Raw genomic sequence first — 15,572 nt, forward strand, 5'->3', positions numbered from 1 at the left:
TTCATATCAAATTAAGTAAAATAGGCATATTTTAGAATATCAGGATTAATTATGCCATGCTCATTTACTTTTTTGTAAAAGCCATCAACATGGTCGATCATTTCCTCAGCAAATCTGGCTGAAGAAATGATATTTATATAAATATCATCATATTGCCGCACTGCATCTGCCATTCCATTCATACCTTCACCAATATGAGTTTTATAACGGATTTTATCAAAGTTCGACATACTCAATATATCGATAAATGATTTAGTGCTTGGCTGTTGATTTTTAAGAATCTTGTTTAATGCATCGAGTTTTTTCAACTGTTTTGCATTAGGATTTTTGCCCATTTTTAAGCATAGTTTGTGTGCACTTTCTGCCGCGGCCTTCATAGCATCAATTCCATCTCTAAGCCTTACCAACCCTTCACTCAGACGTTGAATGTGATCAGGCTCAATGCACCTTTTAAAAGGCGGCACCAAAGATGTCTTGTAAATTTCAGCAGAACGTATCTCTTGACAAACGGTTGCAAATGGCAACTGAACAGCCCCTTCGATTCGGGCGCCACCTTCAGTTGCATTGATGATCAGCTTATGTGGTATGGCCTTGATTCGATTTTCAAACCAAGTCTTATAGGTCAGCAGTTGGCGCTCAGTGCGCAGCCGGCCTCCGTAATAACCCTCAACGTCAAAACCCGCATCAATTCGCGCGGTCAAAAGACCCGCGTTGTATGGGTCTAAGTAACCGTCTGCGTGATCTTTGCCCCCAGTCAGTGCCAAATCCTGCCCTATAAACACAATTGGATTGGCCTCCAAACGCTCTGCCATTGCAAAAGCTGATGTGGCTACCGACCCACCTGTGCTCAACAAGGACACCTTGATACCCAACTCCTTAAGAATTTGGTAAACGGCCATATTTGCACAAGTCATAAGGTGGTTCTGATCGTTAGACCACAACAGCTTGCTACCACAGCCGATGTCCACACAAAAAGCGGTGCCTTCGGCTATTTCATTTCTAGGCCATGATGGCACTGACTCAGGGTCGAGTGCCAAAATCGCGTCTGGAACGATACCATGTGCTTTAAGAATGGGCCAAACTTTGTCGACAGCGATAATTGTGAATAAATCCTGATTCTGTGCCAATACTGGCAATTGTTTATTGAGTGATGGCCCAGCAGCCACAATCAGGGCAGGCCTGTCCTTGCGCATGCCCTGCCACTGTTGAAGGTAGTCACCTCCAGAGGCCAATGGGGCATTGATCAGGGCATTGCGCAAGTAGGGCAGTGTCACACTCAGGTCGGTCGCTTTGCCCATGATTTTCATGTTGATCCCTGCGGCCACTTTTTCGAAAAATTGACGAGTTTCAGTAGGCCGCAAGTTCATTTGTGCCTGAGAAAGAATTGGTTTCCAACCATCCATGGAATTAACATCAACCAGTTCAAGCAATTTCACGGCACGCTGAGCAACGGGTCCTCCTGCAATGATTGTCAACCTCTCTGCTATTAGAAGCTTTCGCAATTCATCTCGCTCTGAAATAGTTAAGTGGTAAGCATAGGGCGACTCAGCCTCCAAAACCACCACATGTGAGCACTTGGTCACGCGAGCAAAGACGTCTTTTATATTATCAAGGTGACAAGAACCATAGATCATCCAAAGCATGCGCTTTCTCGTCCAATCCACTTCAACTGCCAAATCATTCAAGTCCATAGATTGAGGGGCAGGCTGGTCAGGTACTTGATAAACCGAATTCAGGTCATCTATGTGATCTGCATCGATGACTACCGGATGGAGATTCAGGTCAGGACTCATAAGAGACTCCAAATTCGTTTAATAACTTTTCATCAAAATGATGCCAACCCACAGGCGTGTGCTGTTTAGCGGCATGCGCCAAACGTTTACCCATTAACTCAGGGAGCCATTTGGGTGGCAAACCGAAACCAGGTCTCACACTGCTAATGTCACCAGGCTGGATTACATCTTCCGCGTTGAGGGAGCGGTTGAAGTACAAAGATCTGCGAAATTGGGCGTTTCCCTGTTCGCTGGACTTTCTGCCATAGTCAACTTTGCCCAAGCACTGCCAAGCTCTCTTTGCACCTAGGCACAATGCAGCCAATTCAGCCGACTCCAGAGAGAAGCTGTCGTCTGGCCCGCCGCCGCTGCGATCTAAGGTGAAGTGTTTTTCAATGATGCTGGCCCCCATAGCCACGCTGGTGATGGCGGTGGTGTTGTCCAAGGTGTGGTCTGACAATCCTGTGACCAGCCCAAAACGCTCAATCATGTCTGGGATGGTGCGCAGGTTGTAGTCTTCTGCCGGGGCAGGGTAACCGCTCACGCAGTGCAACACAGCCAGTTGCTTGCAGCCGCCTTCACGGGCGGCGTCAATGGCTTCCTGTATCTCCTCGGCATCGGCCATGCCGGTCGAGATGATCATCGGCTTTCCAGTGCTGGCCGCGTATTTGATCAGCGGGAGGTCTACCGCTTCAAACGACGCGATCTTGTAAGCCGGAGCATTCAGGTCCTCCAGCAAGTCGATGGCGGTGTTGTCAAAGGGCGAACTGAATATGGTGATGCCCAGTTGGCGGGCACGGTCAAACAGGGGTTTGTGCCAGTCCCAGGGCATGTGCGCTTCTTCATACAACTCATACAGCGTGCGACCGTCCCACAGACCCCCACGAATTTTGAAGTCTTCGCTGTCGCAGTTGAGGGTGATCGTGTCGGGCTTGTAGGTTTGCAGCTTGACCGCGTCTGCGCCTGCTTTCTTGGCTTCTTCAATGATACGCAGCGCGGTTTCGAGTTTGCCGTTGTGGTTGGCCGAGAGTTCGGCAATCACATAGGGTGAATGATCGGGGCCAATGGGTCGGCCTGCGATGTCAATTTGAGGCATTGGGTTGCTCCTGTTTGATTTGACTTTCTTGCCAGTCTTTGGCCAGCAGGCCGAAGCAAAAAAGGGTGTGATACTGGTTTGCGATTCGTTTTTTTTCTCGCAGGTGACCTTCTTCTCTAAAGCCCAGTTTTTGGTGGAACGCGATCGACGCTACATTGCTCTCAATAGCCTGACCGCACACTTTGTATAACCCCAGGTCTGTGAAGGCATGTGCCAAAGCAGTGTGGCCTAGTTTTGTGCCACTGCCTCTGGGGGCATCAGGCCGTGCGTAAAAGCCCCAGTCTGCAATGCCGCCTTGGCAGACTGGATTGAATTGAACAAAGCCAAGAGGAGCTGAGCCTTCCAACACGATCAGCTGTTGCCGTGTCTTGTCTTCTTTGACACGCGCAAACCAGTTGCGGTGTTCATGCAGACTGATTTCATGCTGGGTTAGCATGTAGCTGCGCACGGCAGGATGGTTGCGCCAAACCAAGACCATGGGCAAGTCGTCTTCGGTCAATGCGCGAACGGTGCAAGCATCAGACATGGGGCTTTAAAAGTTTTTCAACCACTTGCGATGCACCGCTTCCCGTCACAAGGTTAGCCGCCGCTTGGCTCATTTTTTGGAGCGCTGTTTTTTGCGTTTCTTTGTTGAAGAGAATGGTCATTTGGCCAATGAGTTGATGCGCGTCAGCCGCAACCCAAGCAGCGGCATGCGACTGCAATGCCATGGCACCGATGCGTTGATTGGCCGCCAAGATCAAAACGAGTGTGGGCAAGCCCAATGCACATCTTTCCCATGCACTGCCACCAGCCGCCCCGATGCACAAATCGCTTTCAGCCATCAGTTGCGCCATGTTGCTCACACCCGCCTGCACTTGTGTTGGGCATGGCATGGTCGCTGCTTGTGTTTGCACCTGCGCCAGCCAAGGGGCAGTTGGCCCCATGACCACGGTGATGTGCAGATCGGCGGGCAGTTCGCAGTGGCTCAGTGCGTCCAGCACTTGGCCCGTGGCGTTGGTCTGGTCCACGCCGCCCATGGTGATGAGCAAGTTTTTGAGCTGCGGCTGCGTCCGGCGTTGCAGGCTGTGTTCGCGCCATTGGGCAAATTCGGGCCTCAGCAGTGCGTATTCCGGGCCTATCAGTGTTAGTGAGTGGCGGTTGAGCAGCCCAGCGTAGTCTTTGGCTTGGCGGCCCAGGTTTTGGTCCAGCATCAAGTCGCAGTCGTGCGAGCGGTCGGCCAAGTCGTCAATGGCCATAATTCGCCGTGCATACGGGCGCATGGTTTGTTCCCAACGGCGGTCGAGCGCGTAATGGTCCACCACCAGCCAGTTCACCACTTGGTCGCCCAGGACATGATGCGTTTGCGCGGCATCTCTGGCCCAGTCGGTGCCAAGCCATTTGGCATGGCTTGGGTCTGCGAGGGCGCTGAATGCATCGTCAGCAGGTTCCAGCGTTTTGGCTGTGTGCCCGCGTTGTTGGATCAAGTCCAGCAAATGGCCTGGATTCGGGCGGCAAACGAAAGTGCTTTGCGCACCGCTCTCGCGCAGAACATCGGCCAGCGTCAAGCAGCGCATGACGTGGCCAGTGCCTATTTGCAGCGAAGCGTCAGTGCGGAAGGCGATTTTCATAAATCAACTTTCATTGATAAATGCATCTTTTTCTTTATATAGTATCTGCGTTGATACACGCTCATCAGCATCGGTATCAAATACTGTAGAACGATGTGAAAAGCACTTTTTCCCTGTCAAGTAGTAAAGACCTGCTGATGTATATAGGCTGCCATAGTTTTGTTTGTATGAGAATAAACCAGGGAAGTGCGAATATGCCCGTTTGCGTTGCGTACCTGGATCGAAATCTGTAATGACCATGTAGCCACCGGGCTTCAGCACTCTGTCAGCCTCAGCCAAAGACTTTAATAGTGTGTTGCGGTCAAACAAATACAGACAAAATGCAAAGTTAACGAGATCAAATGAAGCATCAGCAAAAGGCAGTGAGTCACCTGTCCCCTGTACGAGGGTAACTGAATCGTGCTTCATTGCATTACCGTCCATGACCGCCTTTTCAGAGGGCTCAATCCCAACACCTTTTGCATCCAGTTCGTCGCATAGTTTTTTTAACTTAAGGCCACTACTGCACCCGATTTCCAAAATATTGTCTATTTGATCTTTGACGGGTAGCAGTGATGCGAGTATGTAACTGATATCGGGCTCTTCGGCGATATTGATTTGCGTGAGGTGCGTTTGGTTTCGCTCGTACCAAGCATCGCCTTCGCTGCTCAAAAAAATAAAGTTTTGTTTCATTGTCTTAGTTCAATCGTTTAAAGCCACCATGGCAAATTGGACCTTTGAGCAAACTCATCACGTCTCGACCCTCTTCGCATTCTTTGATGGTCGCGAACAGTGGGTCTAGTGCATCGAAATAGCCTGCGATGACCGCCTGTGTGTGCTCTGTGCAGACATAGACGCTATTGCTTGCCAAGTAACCTTTGGCCAACATTTCCTGGGTAATCAGGGTTTTGTATGCCAATGCGTTTTCACTCTTGAAGGTGAATCCCGTCAAAGCAGGTAGGCCCCAGTGGTCAATTTTCAGGTCATGCTTGTCGGCAAGTTGTTGCCAACCTGCACGGATGCCAAGGCCTGTTTGGGTGATGATCTCCCATGACTTGACGCGCCCCATGACTTCAAGGGTCTTGAGGGCTGCTGTCGGCCCAATGCGCTCGGTCCAGAAGGTGCTGCTGATGAAAGTGGATTGGGCAGCCTCCATGATTTCGCGGCGACCAATGGTGGCTGTGATGCCATACCCGTTACCAAGCGCTTTGCCAAACATGGCCATGTCAGGCTCAACACCGTACTTCTTGTGCAGACCACCAAATGTCTCGCGGAAACCTGATGTGCACTCATCAAAAATCAGGACGATGCCACGCTGGGTGGCCAGTTGGCGCACCTTTTGTAGGAAGTTTTCTTCCGGGCCCATATTGCGCACAACCTCCATCTTGATCACGCCAATATCGTGTGCATTGACCAGATCTTCGAGTTGTTGGTAGTTGTTGTAGTTGAAGGGGAAGACCGTGCCGCGCAGGTTTTGCGGCACGCCCTTCGGGTCTAGGCCAGGCAATAAGTGGCCTGCAAGGTTTTCGTCGTCACCCAAATTTGCCGAAAGGTACCAGTCGTGCCAACCGTGGTAGCCGCATACGGCAACCTTGTCACGGCCTGATGCGGCGCGTGCAATGCGGATGGCGATGGCATTGGCCTCACCGCCCGAACGGGCTAGGCGGACCATGTCCGACCAGGGGTGTAATTCGACCAGTTTCTCGGCCAAATACACCTCTTCGGGGCAGTTGAAGGTGGACATGTTGCCTGTATCGACAGTCTGGCGCACAGCTGCATCGACTTCATCATGGCCATAGCCCAGCGTGTTGGTGCCAATGCCCATGATGCACATGTCTGTGTAGCGATTGCCGTCCATGTCCCAGACTTGGCAGCCTTTGGCTTTGCTGAAATAAGCGGGCCATTGGTCAGGCAAAAACATCTCTGACCTCTTGGACAGCAACATGTTGCCTCCCGGGATCACGGCCTTGGCGCGCTTCCAAAGTTTTTGACCAGTGCCCATGGCGGCTCCTTCGTTTCGAACGATGTTGTGATTGGCGGCAAAGATTTCCTTGTTTTGCTGTTGCAAAGCCAGTACGTCTATCCAGGAAAAATGTATGTTGGGTGCAAAGTGATGAAAGACTTTGCTGACGACTTCAAAGTCTGATAGTTCGTCTACGGTCCATCGCAGCCCGGATAGGTCTTGGTCGTGCGTTAATGCACCCGTCTTGAACAGTCCAGGGCGACGCAGGTAGGGTGTGACATGCTCGTGATCAAACGCGTCTTGCGATGCCCGGCCAGCTTGCTCTAGGGCTTGCATACTGAAAACTTCGGTGTCCAGTCCATCTGGAAATGTTGCTGGTGAACTGTTACTCAGGTAATCAACATCGCTGCACTTGAACCGTTGGATCGTTTGATCCACCAATCCGGCATCAATGAGCGGGCAGTCTCCTGTGATGCGCACAACAACATCGGCCTGGACTTGTCTGGCGGCTACCAGATACCGTTCAAGTACATCCGTTTCGCTACCGCGAATGCATGTGTATCCAAGGCTCTGCACATGAGCAACAAGTGGCGTATTGCGACCATCGGTTGATGTGGCCAGTACGATCTGGTCAATTTCTTTGGATTTGGCCAGGCGTGCAAGCAACAGCTCTATCATGGGCACGCCGCACACCGGCTTCATCACTTTGTTGGGCAGCCGTGTGGAGCCCATTCGGGCCTGCACAATCGCAACGACTTTCATAGTTGGCTCCAGGTAGCTGGGTTAGTTAATCTGTCGTCCTGCAATGGCCTAAATTGGGGCAGGTTTGGCAAAGAACCTTCATGGGCTGCAAGGATTTGATCCAGTTGTGAGATGCAGTCAACGCCAACGATCACCTTGTCAATGGCGTCGAGTGTATTGGTCCAACGAAGACAGGCTTGCAACGGTGTTAGGCCAGTTGATTCAAGCCAACGGTCCCATTCGGTCCAAATGTCTACCCACCGATTGAATACGGTTGGTCGCTTTGATTGAGGCAAGAGCAATAAACCTTGCAGAAAGGCAGAACGAGTATGCACCTCAATGCCTTCATTTTTCAGGCGCTGCGCCCAGCCTGAATCAACCAAACTGCGGTCCACGATGTTCAGTGGCGCTTGAACCAAATCGAATCTGTATTTCCCAAACAGGGCCGCCAACTCAGTGGTGTCGTAAACCGACACCCCAATTTTGTCAACGATGCCATTGGCCTTGAGGACCAGTAACGCATCATTTAGTTTGGGGCCAATTTCTTGCAGCAATTGACATGGACGGTGTAACAGCAGGGCATGGACACGGTCAAGCTTCAGGCGTGTAAGCGAAGCTCCCACCTGTGTGTTTAGCCAGCTGCTGATGTCGCCGCAATCCACTGGCACTGCGGGCAGTTTGGTGACGACCTTCCACGAGCCAACACCAATGTGACCGAGTACTGATTCGCTGCTGCCATAGGCTATGGCTGTATCGAGCGTGTCAATGCCAGCTGCATGTGCCCGGTGTGTGATAGCTTGGGCTTGTGTCGGGTTAACTTGGCCCAATGCATTAGCAACGCCATAAGGGACTCCGAATTGAACTGTACCAAGGCCTAGTTTCATTTTTTGTGGGACATGAATTTGAAGTACTCAAAGAAAAATTCGGCTCATAGCCACTCTTTAGGTATTTCGAGATCGTTGACAAAATGGCAAGGCAAAAGGACTGACACTGCAGCATCTGACAGCAAGTGCTGCCCCCATAACCATGCTGCGGCATGGCCCCAGTAGAACTGCGCAGCATCAAAAAAAGCTGACTTCAAATCTCCCGTACGCTTTTCAAAATTCTCTTGCTGAAAAACTTTGACTCTATTGGTGGCTGTGATTCGGATGACACGATGAATGGAGTACGCATTGATAGTTGCTAAAAATGCGTATTTAAAAAATGATTCACTAAAAAATACATTTCTAAATTTTTTATTTTTAGCCCGAACAAAAGGGGGCATTGGGTAGATGCGGCAAGCTTGGCTCACGATGTTGGGGTCTAAACATTTGCTATCGATGGTTGCACGAGTTGGCCACCCAATAATGGGGATACTGCCGAAGGGTTTGAGGTTTTTGCATGTTATTTGCTTGCAACCGCCACGCGCAGGGATAAACGCCACTCTCATAGCCCAATGGCCTCGCGCAGGCAATTAGCCACTATCTGCAGGTCCTTATCGGTCAAATTGACGTGCATGGGGATGCTGATGGCCTCGCGGTAGTACTGCTCGGCATCTGGATAGTCACCCTGTTTGAAGCCCATTTTCTGGTAAAAGGGCTGGGTGTGAACAGGGATGTAGTGCAGGTTGACCATAATGTCTTTGGCCCGCAAGGCTTCAAACACTTGGCGGTGGGTAACCCTGATTTTGTCGAGCCGCAGGCGGACCACATAGAGGTGATAAGCGCTGTAGCTATCGGGGTGTTGCCAAGGTAGCGTGAGAGGCAGGGCCGCCAGCAGTTCGTTGTAACGCTTGGCGATGTCGTGGCGGCGTTTGACGTAATCGTTCAGTCGGGTCATTTGGCTCACACCGAGTGCCGCTTGCATGTCAGTCATGCGGTAGTTGAAGCCCAGGGCCACCTGTTGGTAATACCAAGGGCCGTGAATCGGCTCGGTCATTAGGGTGGGGTCGCGGGTGATGCCGTGGCTGCGCAGCAGGCCCAGGCGGGTGGCAAGCTCGGCGCTGTTGGTCAGTGCCATGCCGCCTTCTGCTGTGGTGATGATCTTGACGGGGTGGAAGCTGAAAACGGTGATGTCGCTGTAGCGGCCGTTGCCGATGGGCTCCCCTTTGTATTGGCCGCCAATGGCGTGCGAGGCGTCTTCGATGATTTTGAAGCCATATTTTCCACCCAGGGCGTGGATGGCGGCCATGTCGCAGGCCTGGCCGGTCAGATGGACGGGCACCACGATTTTGGGGAGCTTGCCGGCTTTTTCTGCGGCTATAAGTTTGGCTTCGAGCTTTGCGGGGCAGAGGTTATAAGTGTGGGGGTCGGTGTCCACAAATTCGACTTTTGCGCCGCAATAAAGGGCGCAGTTGGCCGATGCCACAAAGGTGTTGGGCGTGGTCCAGAGCCAGTCGCCTGGGCCTAGGTCAAGTGCTAGGCAAGCTATATGAAGTGCAGATGTGGCGCTATTGACTGCTACCGCATGCAAAGCACCGGTATGCGCCATCACGCTGCGCTCAAACTCTTCAATGGTTGGGCCTTGCGTCAGGTTGACGGATTTCAATACGGCGATGACTGCATCGATGTCCGCTTGGGTGATGTCCTGACGGCCGTAAGGAATCATGGCTCAGATGCTCCCGATTTTTTCTTTGTTTTCAGTTATCCATGACTTCAACTGGTTGTCTGTCATCCATTCTGGGTTGTTGTCACTGGCGTAGACAAACCCATCTGGCACTTTTTTACCGGTTTTGATGCGTTTGGGGCAATTGGACCAGCCATTGATGGTCGGGAGAATTTTGAAATGCTCCGGATATTCGTAGGTGTAGTGGGCATCTTCTGCGCTGATCATCTGCTCGTGCAATTTTTCACCAGGGCGAATGCCAACCACTTCATGCCGAGCCTCCGGTGCGACCACGCGTGCCAAGTCAGTCATTTTCATGGATGGGATTTTTTTGACGTAGATTTCGCCACCTTCCATGTCTTCAAAAGCGTGCCAAACCAGTTTGACACCTTCTTCCAGTGAAATCATGAACCGTGTCATACGTTCGTCTGTAATAGGCAAGACACCTTTGTCTTTGATCGACATGAAAAATGGTATGACCGAGCCACGCGAGCCCATGACGTTGCCGTAACGCACCACCGAAAAACGTGTCGACTTTCCGCCGGAGTAAGAGTTGCCAGCAACAAATAATTTGTCAGAAGCCAATTTGGTGGCCCCATAAAGGTTAATGGGGCAGCTGGCTTTGTCCGTGGACAGCGCAACCACCCTTTTGACGCCTTTGTCAATACATTCATCAATGAGGTTCATGGCCCCCATCACGTTGGTTTTGACACACTCAAAAGGGTTGTATTCGGCTGTGGGCACAATTTTGGTCGCAGCAGCGTGCACCACATAGTCCACGCCATCCAGGGCACGATGCAAACGATCTTTGTCGCGAACGTCGCCAATGAAAAATCGAACACGGTCATCGCCCTCAAATTTTTTCGCCATGTCCCATTGCTTCATCTCGTCGCGTGAAAAAACTATGATCTTTTTGGGGTTGTACTTTGCAAGTGTCATGGGCACAAAGGTATTACCGAAGGATCCAGTGCCACCAGTAACTAAAATTGTTGCATTTTTCATGATTCAATCTCTTTTCCGTTGATTTGTGGCCAAAAATTTGACACGCTAAGCACTTAAAGCACAAACCATGCCAAAAGAAAGTAACAAGCTTCTCTCACATCCCTCGGTATTTGTCATCAAATTTTTAAAAGTTCCTAAAGTTTTTTCTCCTCATACCGATTAAAGACTGTACGTTTGTAAAAACGAGGAATCCAAACATGTCTGTCGTCAACTCCAATATGCAGGCCACCAAGGCACAGAACGCTTTGGTTCAAAACAACCGAGTGCTTAGCCAAACAATGGCTCAGCTCTCTACGGGCTCGCGCATCAATTCAGCGGCTGACGATGCTGCAGGCCTAGCGATCAGCAACCAACTCAGCACTCAAGCCCGCAGCCTGAACGTGGCAGTACGCAATACCAACGATGGCATTTCGATGATGCAAACTGCCGACAGTGCAGCAGGAGGTATTCAGGAAATACTTTTTCGGATGAAGGAGTTGGCGGTGCAGTCTATAAACGACACCAACAGTGATGATGAGCGAACGGCTCTCAATGCCGAATTTGCACAACTTGAAACACAAATCACCAACACAGTGGCCAATACAACCTGGAACGGCATGAAGCTTCTTGATGGCACGGTTGGGAATGCAGGAACCGTTGGCTACCATGTTGGCGCTGCTGCAAATGACACGGTAAACGTGACTTATGCCGATTTTGATTTGGCAAATCAACCGCTCACTACCGCTCGCACCATAAACACAGCCGCAAATGCAAATACGGCATTGAGCTCTATCGATGGTGCCATCAACCAAATCAGCGAAGCCCGAGCTACTTGGGGTGCAGCCATGAACCGTTTGGTTCATGCGGGTGACAATGCAACCAACGTTTCCATGCATTTGACTGAGTCCAATAGCCGGATCAAGGACACTGACTATGCCCAGGCCACAGCAGAGCTTGCACGCGCCATGATCATGAACCAAGCCGGTTCTGCCATGTTGTCGCAAGCCAATCAACAACCTTATTACGTTTTAGCTCTACTAAGCTGAGGGATCGGTACAGGCATGCGTTTTGCTTTAGCAAAGGCTCAATGAGTGAATCGGCAAACCTATGCCGCCGTCTACCCTAGGAGCATCTATGCTGCACGCCGCCCCCGCCTTTCTGGCCAAAACGTCTTACTCGGCTCTGCTCGCCAGCGCCACCCAAGAACTCAGCCCCGCCAAAATCCGGCAATCGATTGCCGACTTGGTCGGCCAAAACAGGCTGGCTGAGGCCGATTTGTTGTCTCACGAGGCGATGCAACGCTTTCCGCAGAGCGAAGACATTCTCGTCATCCGCGCTTTGGTCACCCAGGTGCGCCAGGACTGGCCCGCCGCCAGCGGCGCCTTGGAAAAGTTAATCACCCTGCAAGGCCACGCCGCTCAGGCAGTGACTTGGGGCCAGTGGGTTCGCGTGCTGCGCTGCATGGGCGATGATGCCCGCGCCATGACCGTGGCTGCCCAAGGCCTGGCCACCCACCCCAAAGATGCACAGCTGCAGCAAGAGTTCAGTGCCTTGCAGCAAGTGGGCGTGCGCCCTGCGCTCAAGGTGGCTTGACGTTTGTGGGGGCATGGACTGCCACGTCGCTGCGCTCCTCGCAGTGACGGCAAGTTGGGCAGCGCTCCTCGCAGTGACGGTTGTCTCGTCATCGCGCCCTTTTCGAGTCCTTGCGATGCACGAAGCGATCCATGGATTGCCGCGCTTCGCTCGCAATGACGGGGTAGTGAATTGCCGGGCTTCGCTCGCAATGACGTTTAACCCGTCATCGCGAGGCACGAAGCGATCCATCCCCTGTCTAGGACGCTGCTGATGTGTTGTGGCTCTCAAACGCAGGCCTGAAGTCATTGAGCTCCTGTGTCTGTAAACCAACCTCTGCCGAGGTTGCCACATCTTTCCATCGTTCGACCGCTGCAGCCACTTCTTCAACGATGGATTGCGCCTGTGGCTGCGACAACTCAAAACGGGCGGCTTGATCCAGGAGCTGCTGGATCGAGGTAATCGGACCGCTGTCCTCACTGAGCCAGGTTTTGGATTCACGATCCTTGTCGGGGAATGGGTTCAGATCAAATGCCGGCGCCAGTCGCCACTGATTGTTTCCGCAGTACAAGAACCCGATGTTCTGCAGGTGATCATCCACATTCGTGATCAGGTGGTTGAACACCAGACGCCGCCACAATTGCCTAGCGTCTTGTACGAAGTTCTCACACTTCATGCGCATCACATCGATGATTTCCGTGTACGAATGCTCATCGTCACGGTTGGCTTGCAACAGCGTGGCGCCTGAGATGTACGGGATACGATGGTGTTCGGGCGTGCGGTCAAACCGGCGAATCATCGCAACCGGCTTGCCCTGAACCATCACAACCCGTGCATGCGCGGTTTCAATGGATGCAAGTTGGGCCAAGCGCAGTGCCAGCACCTCGCCACGCGTGACTGAGCGCTCATCGTTCAAACTGGGAAACTTGCCCAGTGACAAAGCGCCATCCGAATCCAGGATGGTGCATTTGGGGCGCATCCCCCCAAGGGATGTTCCTTTGCCTTGAAGGTAGGCCAAGTCCTCAGCGGTTTCTTGGTTGGACTCTAACGCTCGGGATGCGAGTAGGATTTTTCCCAGCTCCAGGAACACCGGCGTAGATCGAGCGCCATCGGCGACACTGCGCTGGTAGTCGCCGCGCTCGTCTCGCAGCCGCAATGCACCCACCCGACTGAAATCATCCACGCAAGCAAGGTAGTCCGCCTCGGTCAATGGACCCAGTGACACATCTTTGGCGCGCGCCTTGGCATGTGCGCGTGCGATCACTCGCCGTCCCCAGGCGTCCGGCTCGGTATCGGCCAAGGCCAAGAAAAAACAGGTATCGTTTTTAGTCGGTGGCTTGCGCAGTTGGTAGCCGCTTTGACGTGTGAGATCGGGTGATACATCGAAGAACTGGGCATCTGCTAACCAATCTTCGCTGTAGGCGAATTGAGAAAACTCTCGTTGGCCGTCTTTGACGAAGATGAGCCGTCCCAATGGCTTTTCTGCCTTGCCCAGGAAGACATCCATCTGAGTTCGTGTCGAGGCTTGTCTGTTGACGGGTTTGACAGAAGGGTTGGTGGCCATCAGAAGGCTCCAGATTCAGGTGATTTGCGAGACTTACGCACGCGTTGGGGCAATTTTTCATCCATCAAGGTCAGGCCGATGGTGTCCTGAGGCGTGTCGAGCAATTGATTGAGCTGCTCCAATTCCCCGAACACTTGCAATGCCCTGGCCAGATGAACCAGGGCCGTACCCGGGTGTCCTGCCTCCATTCGCCGCACGGTGTGAGCCGAGGTGCCAATCCGCTGCGCAAAATCTTGCTGGGTCAGGTGCCTGCGCCGGCGCGCAAGCGAAATAGCCTGACCGAGCCGGGTCAGACTGCGTACAACGGGCAATGGTGGCGGAGATAAAGATTTCATTTAAAGCAAATTTTATAGTGCTTTAAATTATTTAAGAAATCATATATGCAGGTTTAACTTTGAAACCCACAAAAATTATCTTTTTTGGTCACGCAAGTGCGCCAGGACCGTGGCCACTCAGGGCCTGGCCACCCACCCCAAAGAGGCGCAGCTGCAGCAAGAGTTCAATGCTTTGCAGCAGGTGGGTGTGCACCCTGCGCTCAAGGTGGCTTGACGTTTGTGGGGGCATGGACTGCCGCGTCGCTGCGCTCCTCGCAGTGACGGTTATCTCGTCATCGCGCCCTTTTCCAGTCATCGAGAGTCACGAAGCGATCCATGTCATTCCCCGTCATCGCGAGGCACGAAGTGATCCATGCCGTTCCCCGTCATCGCGAGGCACGAAGTGATCCATGCCATTCCCCGTCATCGCGAGACACGAAGTGATCCATGCCATTCCCCGTCATCGCGAGGCACGAAGTGATCCATGGATTGCCGCGCTTCGCTCGCAATGACGGGGTAATGAATTACCGCGCTTCGCTCGCAATGACGAAGAAAAGTAATTGCGCCCTTTTTCCCGTTATCACGAGGCACGAAGCGATCCATCCACCGGTCATCGCGAAACACGAAGCCTTGCCGCCTGTCGGCAACGCATTGCCGCTTGGCCACTGTTGGATAGATTTCAGCCGCTCCAAAATCAATTTTTCACCGTTTGCAATTCGGAAGTACTTATTTTTTGAATTTTCACGAATTTTTATGCAAATAAATATCGATTGAGGCTAAAGAAAAGCTGGCACGCGGTTTGCTTAAAGGGATTCATCTTCGGTTTTGGCCATGTAGCACCGAAATTTTGACACCCCTTTTCAGGAGACCTGAACATGACATCCCTTTACCAAGCCATGCTGTCGCAAGCCGTATCTGGTCAGATGCTGAGCGTGCGCGATGTGTCGCAATTCACTGCGGCCGAAATTCGCCAGACCATGGCCGATTTGGTGGCCGCCAACCGGATTGATCTGGCCAATGCATTGGCCGCTGCGGGCCAAAGCCTGTACCCCGAGAGCGAAGACATTTTGGCCATCAGCGCCTTGCTGGCCGAGATCCAGCAAGACTGGACAGGCGCCGAAGAGTTGCTGCGCAAACTGGTCGATTCCCAAGGCGCTGCCGCCACCCCATTCACTTGGCGTCACCTGATTCGGGTGCTGCGCTGCCAATGCGAGCCAGGCAAGGCTTTGCAAGTGGCCCAACAAGCCATGTTGGCACACCCCAGCGATATGACTTTGAGTGACGAGTTTTTGGCTCTTCAAGAGTTGGTCTCTGAGCAAGTACCTGTGACCGCATCTGTCCAGACGCACTGAGACCAGCTACCTGCCACACCCCATTTAACTGAACACTCTTCTTAA

At 52.2% G+C, this 15,572-nt stretch carries 16 protein-coding genes; 4 read left to right on the forward strand and 12 right to left on the reverse strand.

The window, feature by feature from the left end; genetic code table 11:
• Positions 1-11: 11 nt before the first annotated feature.
• The 10 genes from B9Z50_RS08690 to pseB are packed head-to-tail and all read right to left on the reverse strand — an operon-like array spanning position 12 to position 10,749.
• Positions 12-1,793: a motility associated factor glycosyltransferase family protein gene (locus tag B9Z50_RS08690; RefSeq protein ID WP_108363273.1), complete on the reverse strand. Its 1,782-nt coding sequence runs from the start codon at positions 1,791-1,793 to the stop codon at positions 12-14.
• Positions 1,783-2,868, reverse strand: coding sequence for a pseudaminic acid synthase (gene pseI, locus B9Z50_RS08695; RefSeq protein ID WP_108363275.1), 1,086 nt, complete (start codon positions 2,866-2,868; stop codon positions 1,783-1,785). Before pseI ends, B9Z50_RS08690 begins: the two co-directional genes overlap by 11 nt.
• Positions 2,855-3,394 (reverse strand): UDP-4-amino-4,6-dideoxy-N-acetyl-beta-L-altrosamine N-acetyltransferase, encoded by a 540-nt coding sequence (gene pseH / locus B9Z50_RS08700; RefSeq protein WP_233249813.1) that lies wholly within the window; start codon positions 3,392-3,394, stop codon positions 2,855-2,857. The genes pseI and pseH overlap by 14 nt, the downstream gene beginning before the upstream one ends.
• On the reverse strand, positions 3,387-4,478 hold the full coding sequence (gene pseG, locus B9Z50_RS08705) for a UDP-2,4-diacetamido-2,4,6-trideoxy-beta-L-altropyranose hydrolase (RefSeq protein ID WP_108363277.1): 1,092 nt from the start codon (positions 4,476-4,478) through the stop codon (positions 3,387-3,389). Before pseG ends, pseH begins: the two co-directional genes overlap by 8 nt.
• A 3-nt stretch (positions 4,479-4,481) precedes the next feature.
• Complete coding sequence (locus tag B9Z50_RS08710; protein ID WP_108363279.1) at positions 4,482-5,150, reverse strand: class I SAM-dependent methyltransferase; 669 nt, start codon at positions 5,148-5,150, stop codon at positions 4,482-4,484.
• Positions 5,151-5,154: 4 nt separating this feature from the next.
• Complete coding sequence (locus B9Z50_RS08715) at positions 5,155-7,182, reverse strand: aminotransferase class III-fold pyridoxal phosphate-dependent enzyme (RefSeq protein ID WP_108363281.1); 2,028 nt, start codon at positions 7,180-7,182, stop codon at positions 5,155-5,157.
• Positions 7,179-8,045 carry an aldo/keto reductase gene (locus tag B9Z50_RS08720; protein WP_108363283.1) on the reverse strand — a complete coding sequence of 289 codons (867 nt, stop codon included), beginning with the start codon at positions 8,043-8,045 and terminating at the stop codon, positions 7,179-7,181. Before B9Z50_RS08720 ends, B9Z50_RS08715 begins: the two co-directional genes overlap by 4 nt.
• Before the next feature lie 44 nt (positions 8,046-8,089).
• Positions 8,090-8,590 carry a cytidylyltransferase domain-containing protein gene (locus tag B9Z50_RS08725; RefSeq protein ID WP_108363285.1) on the reverse strand — a complete coding sequence of 167 codons (501 nt, stop codon included), beginning with the start codon at positions 8,588-8,590 and terminating at the stop codon, positions 8,090-8,092.
• Positions 8,587-9,747, reverse strand: coding sequence for a UDP-4-amino-4,6-dideoxy-N-acetyl-beta-L-altrosamine transaminase (gene pseC / locus B9Z50_RS08730; protein WP_108363287.1), 1,161 nt, complete (start codon positions 9,745-9,747; stop codon positions 8,587-8,589). Before pseC ends, B9Z50_RS08725 begins: the two co-directional genes overlap by 4 nt.
• A gap of 3 nt (positions 9,748-9,750) precedes the next feature.
• Positions 9,751-10,749 (reverse strand): UDP-N-acetylglucosamine 4,6-dehydratase (inverting), encoded by a 999-nt coding sequence (gene pseB / locus B9Z50_RS08735; protein ID WP_108363289.1) that lies wholly within the window; start codon positions 10,747-10,749, stop codon positions 9,751-9,753.
• 194 nt (positions 10,750-10,943) lie between these two features.
• Between pseB and B9Z50_RS08740 the strand changes: the two genes are divergently transcribed.
• Positions 10,944-11,771: a flagellin gene (locus B9Z50_RS08740; protein ID WP_108363291.1), complete on the forward strand. Its 828-nt coding sequence runs from the start codon at positions 10,944-10,946 to the stop codon at positions 11,769-11,771.
• A gap of 88 nt (positions 11,772-11,859) precedes the next feature.
• Positions 11,860-12,318 carry a hypothetical protein gene (locus B9Z50_RS08745; RefSeq protein ID WP_108363293.1) on the forward strand — a complete coding sequence of 153 codons (459 nt, stop codon included), beginning with the start codon at positions 11,860-11,862 and terminating at the stop codon, positions 12,316-12,318.
• Positions 12,319-12,556: 238 nt separating this feature from the next.
• Here the strand turns inward: B9Z50_RS08745 and B9Z50_RS08750 are convergent, their stop codons facing one another.
• The gene (locus B9Z50_RS08750) at positions 12,557-13,861 is read right to left on the reverse strand and encodes a type II toxin-antitoxin system HipA family toxin (RefSeq protein ID WP_108363295.1); all 1,305 of its coding nucleotides are present in this window, start codon (positions 13,859-13,861) and stop codon (positions 12,557-12,559) included.
• Entirely contained in the window at positions 13,861-14,196 is a 336-nt protein-coding gene (locus B9Z50_RS08755) for a helix-turn-helix domain-containing protein (RefSeq protein ID WP_108363297.1), read from the reverse strand. Before B9Z50_RS08755 ends, B9Z50_RS08750 begins: the two co-directional genes overlap by 1 nt.
• 426 nt (positions 14,197-14,622) lie before the next feature.
• Between B9Z50_RS08755 and B9Z50_RS08760 the strand changes: the two genes are divergently transcribed.
• Both B9Z50_RS08760 and B9Z50_RS08765 read left to right on the forward strand, forming a co-directional pair.
• Positions 14,623-14,949 carry a hypothetical protein gene (locus B9Z50_RS08760; RefSeq protein ID WP_108363299.1) on the forward strand — a complete coding sequence of 109 codons (327 nt, stop codon included), beginning with the start codon at positions 14,623-14,625 and terminating at the stop codon, positions 14,947-14,949.
• Between the two features lie 101 nt (positions 14,950-15,050).
• The gene (locus B9Z50_RS08765) at positions 15,051-15,527 is read left to right on the forward strand and encodes a hypothetical protein (RefSeq protein ID WP_108363301.1); all 477 of its coding nucleotides are present in this window, start codon (positions 15,051-15,053) and stop codon (positions 15,525-15,527) included.
• Positions 15,528-15,572 lie beyond the last annotated feature (45 nt).

This window comes from Limnohabitans sp. Bal53 (assembly GCF_003063355.1).
Taxonomy (GTDB): Bacteria; Pseudomonadota; Gammaproteobacteria; order Burkholderiales; family Burkholderiaceae_C; genus Limnohabitans_A.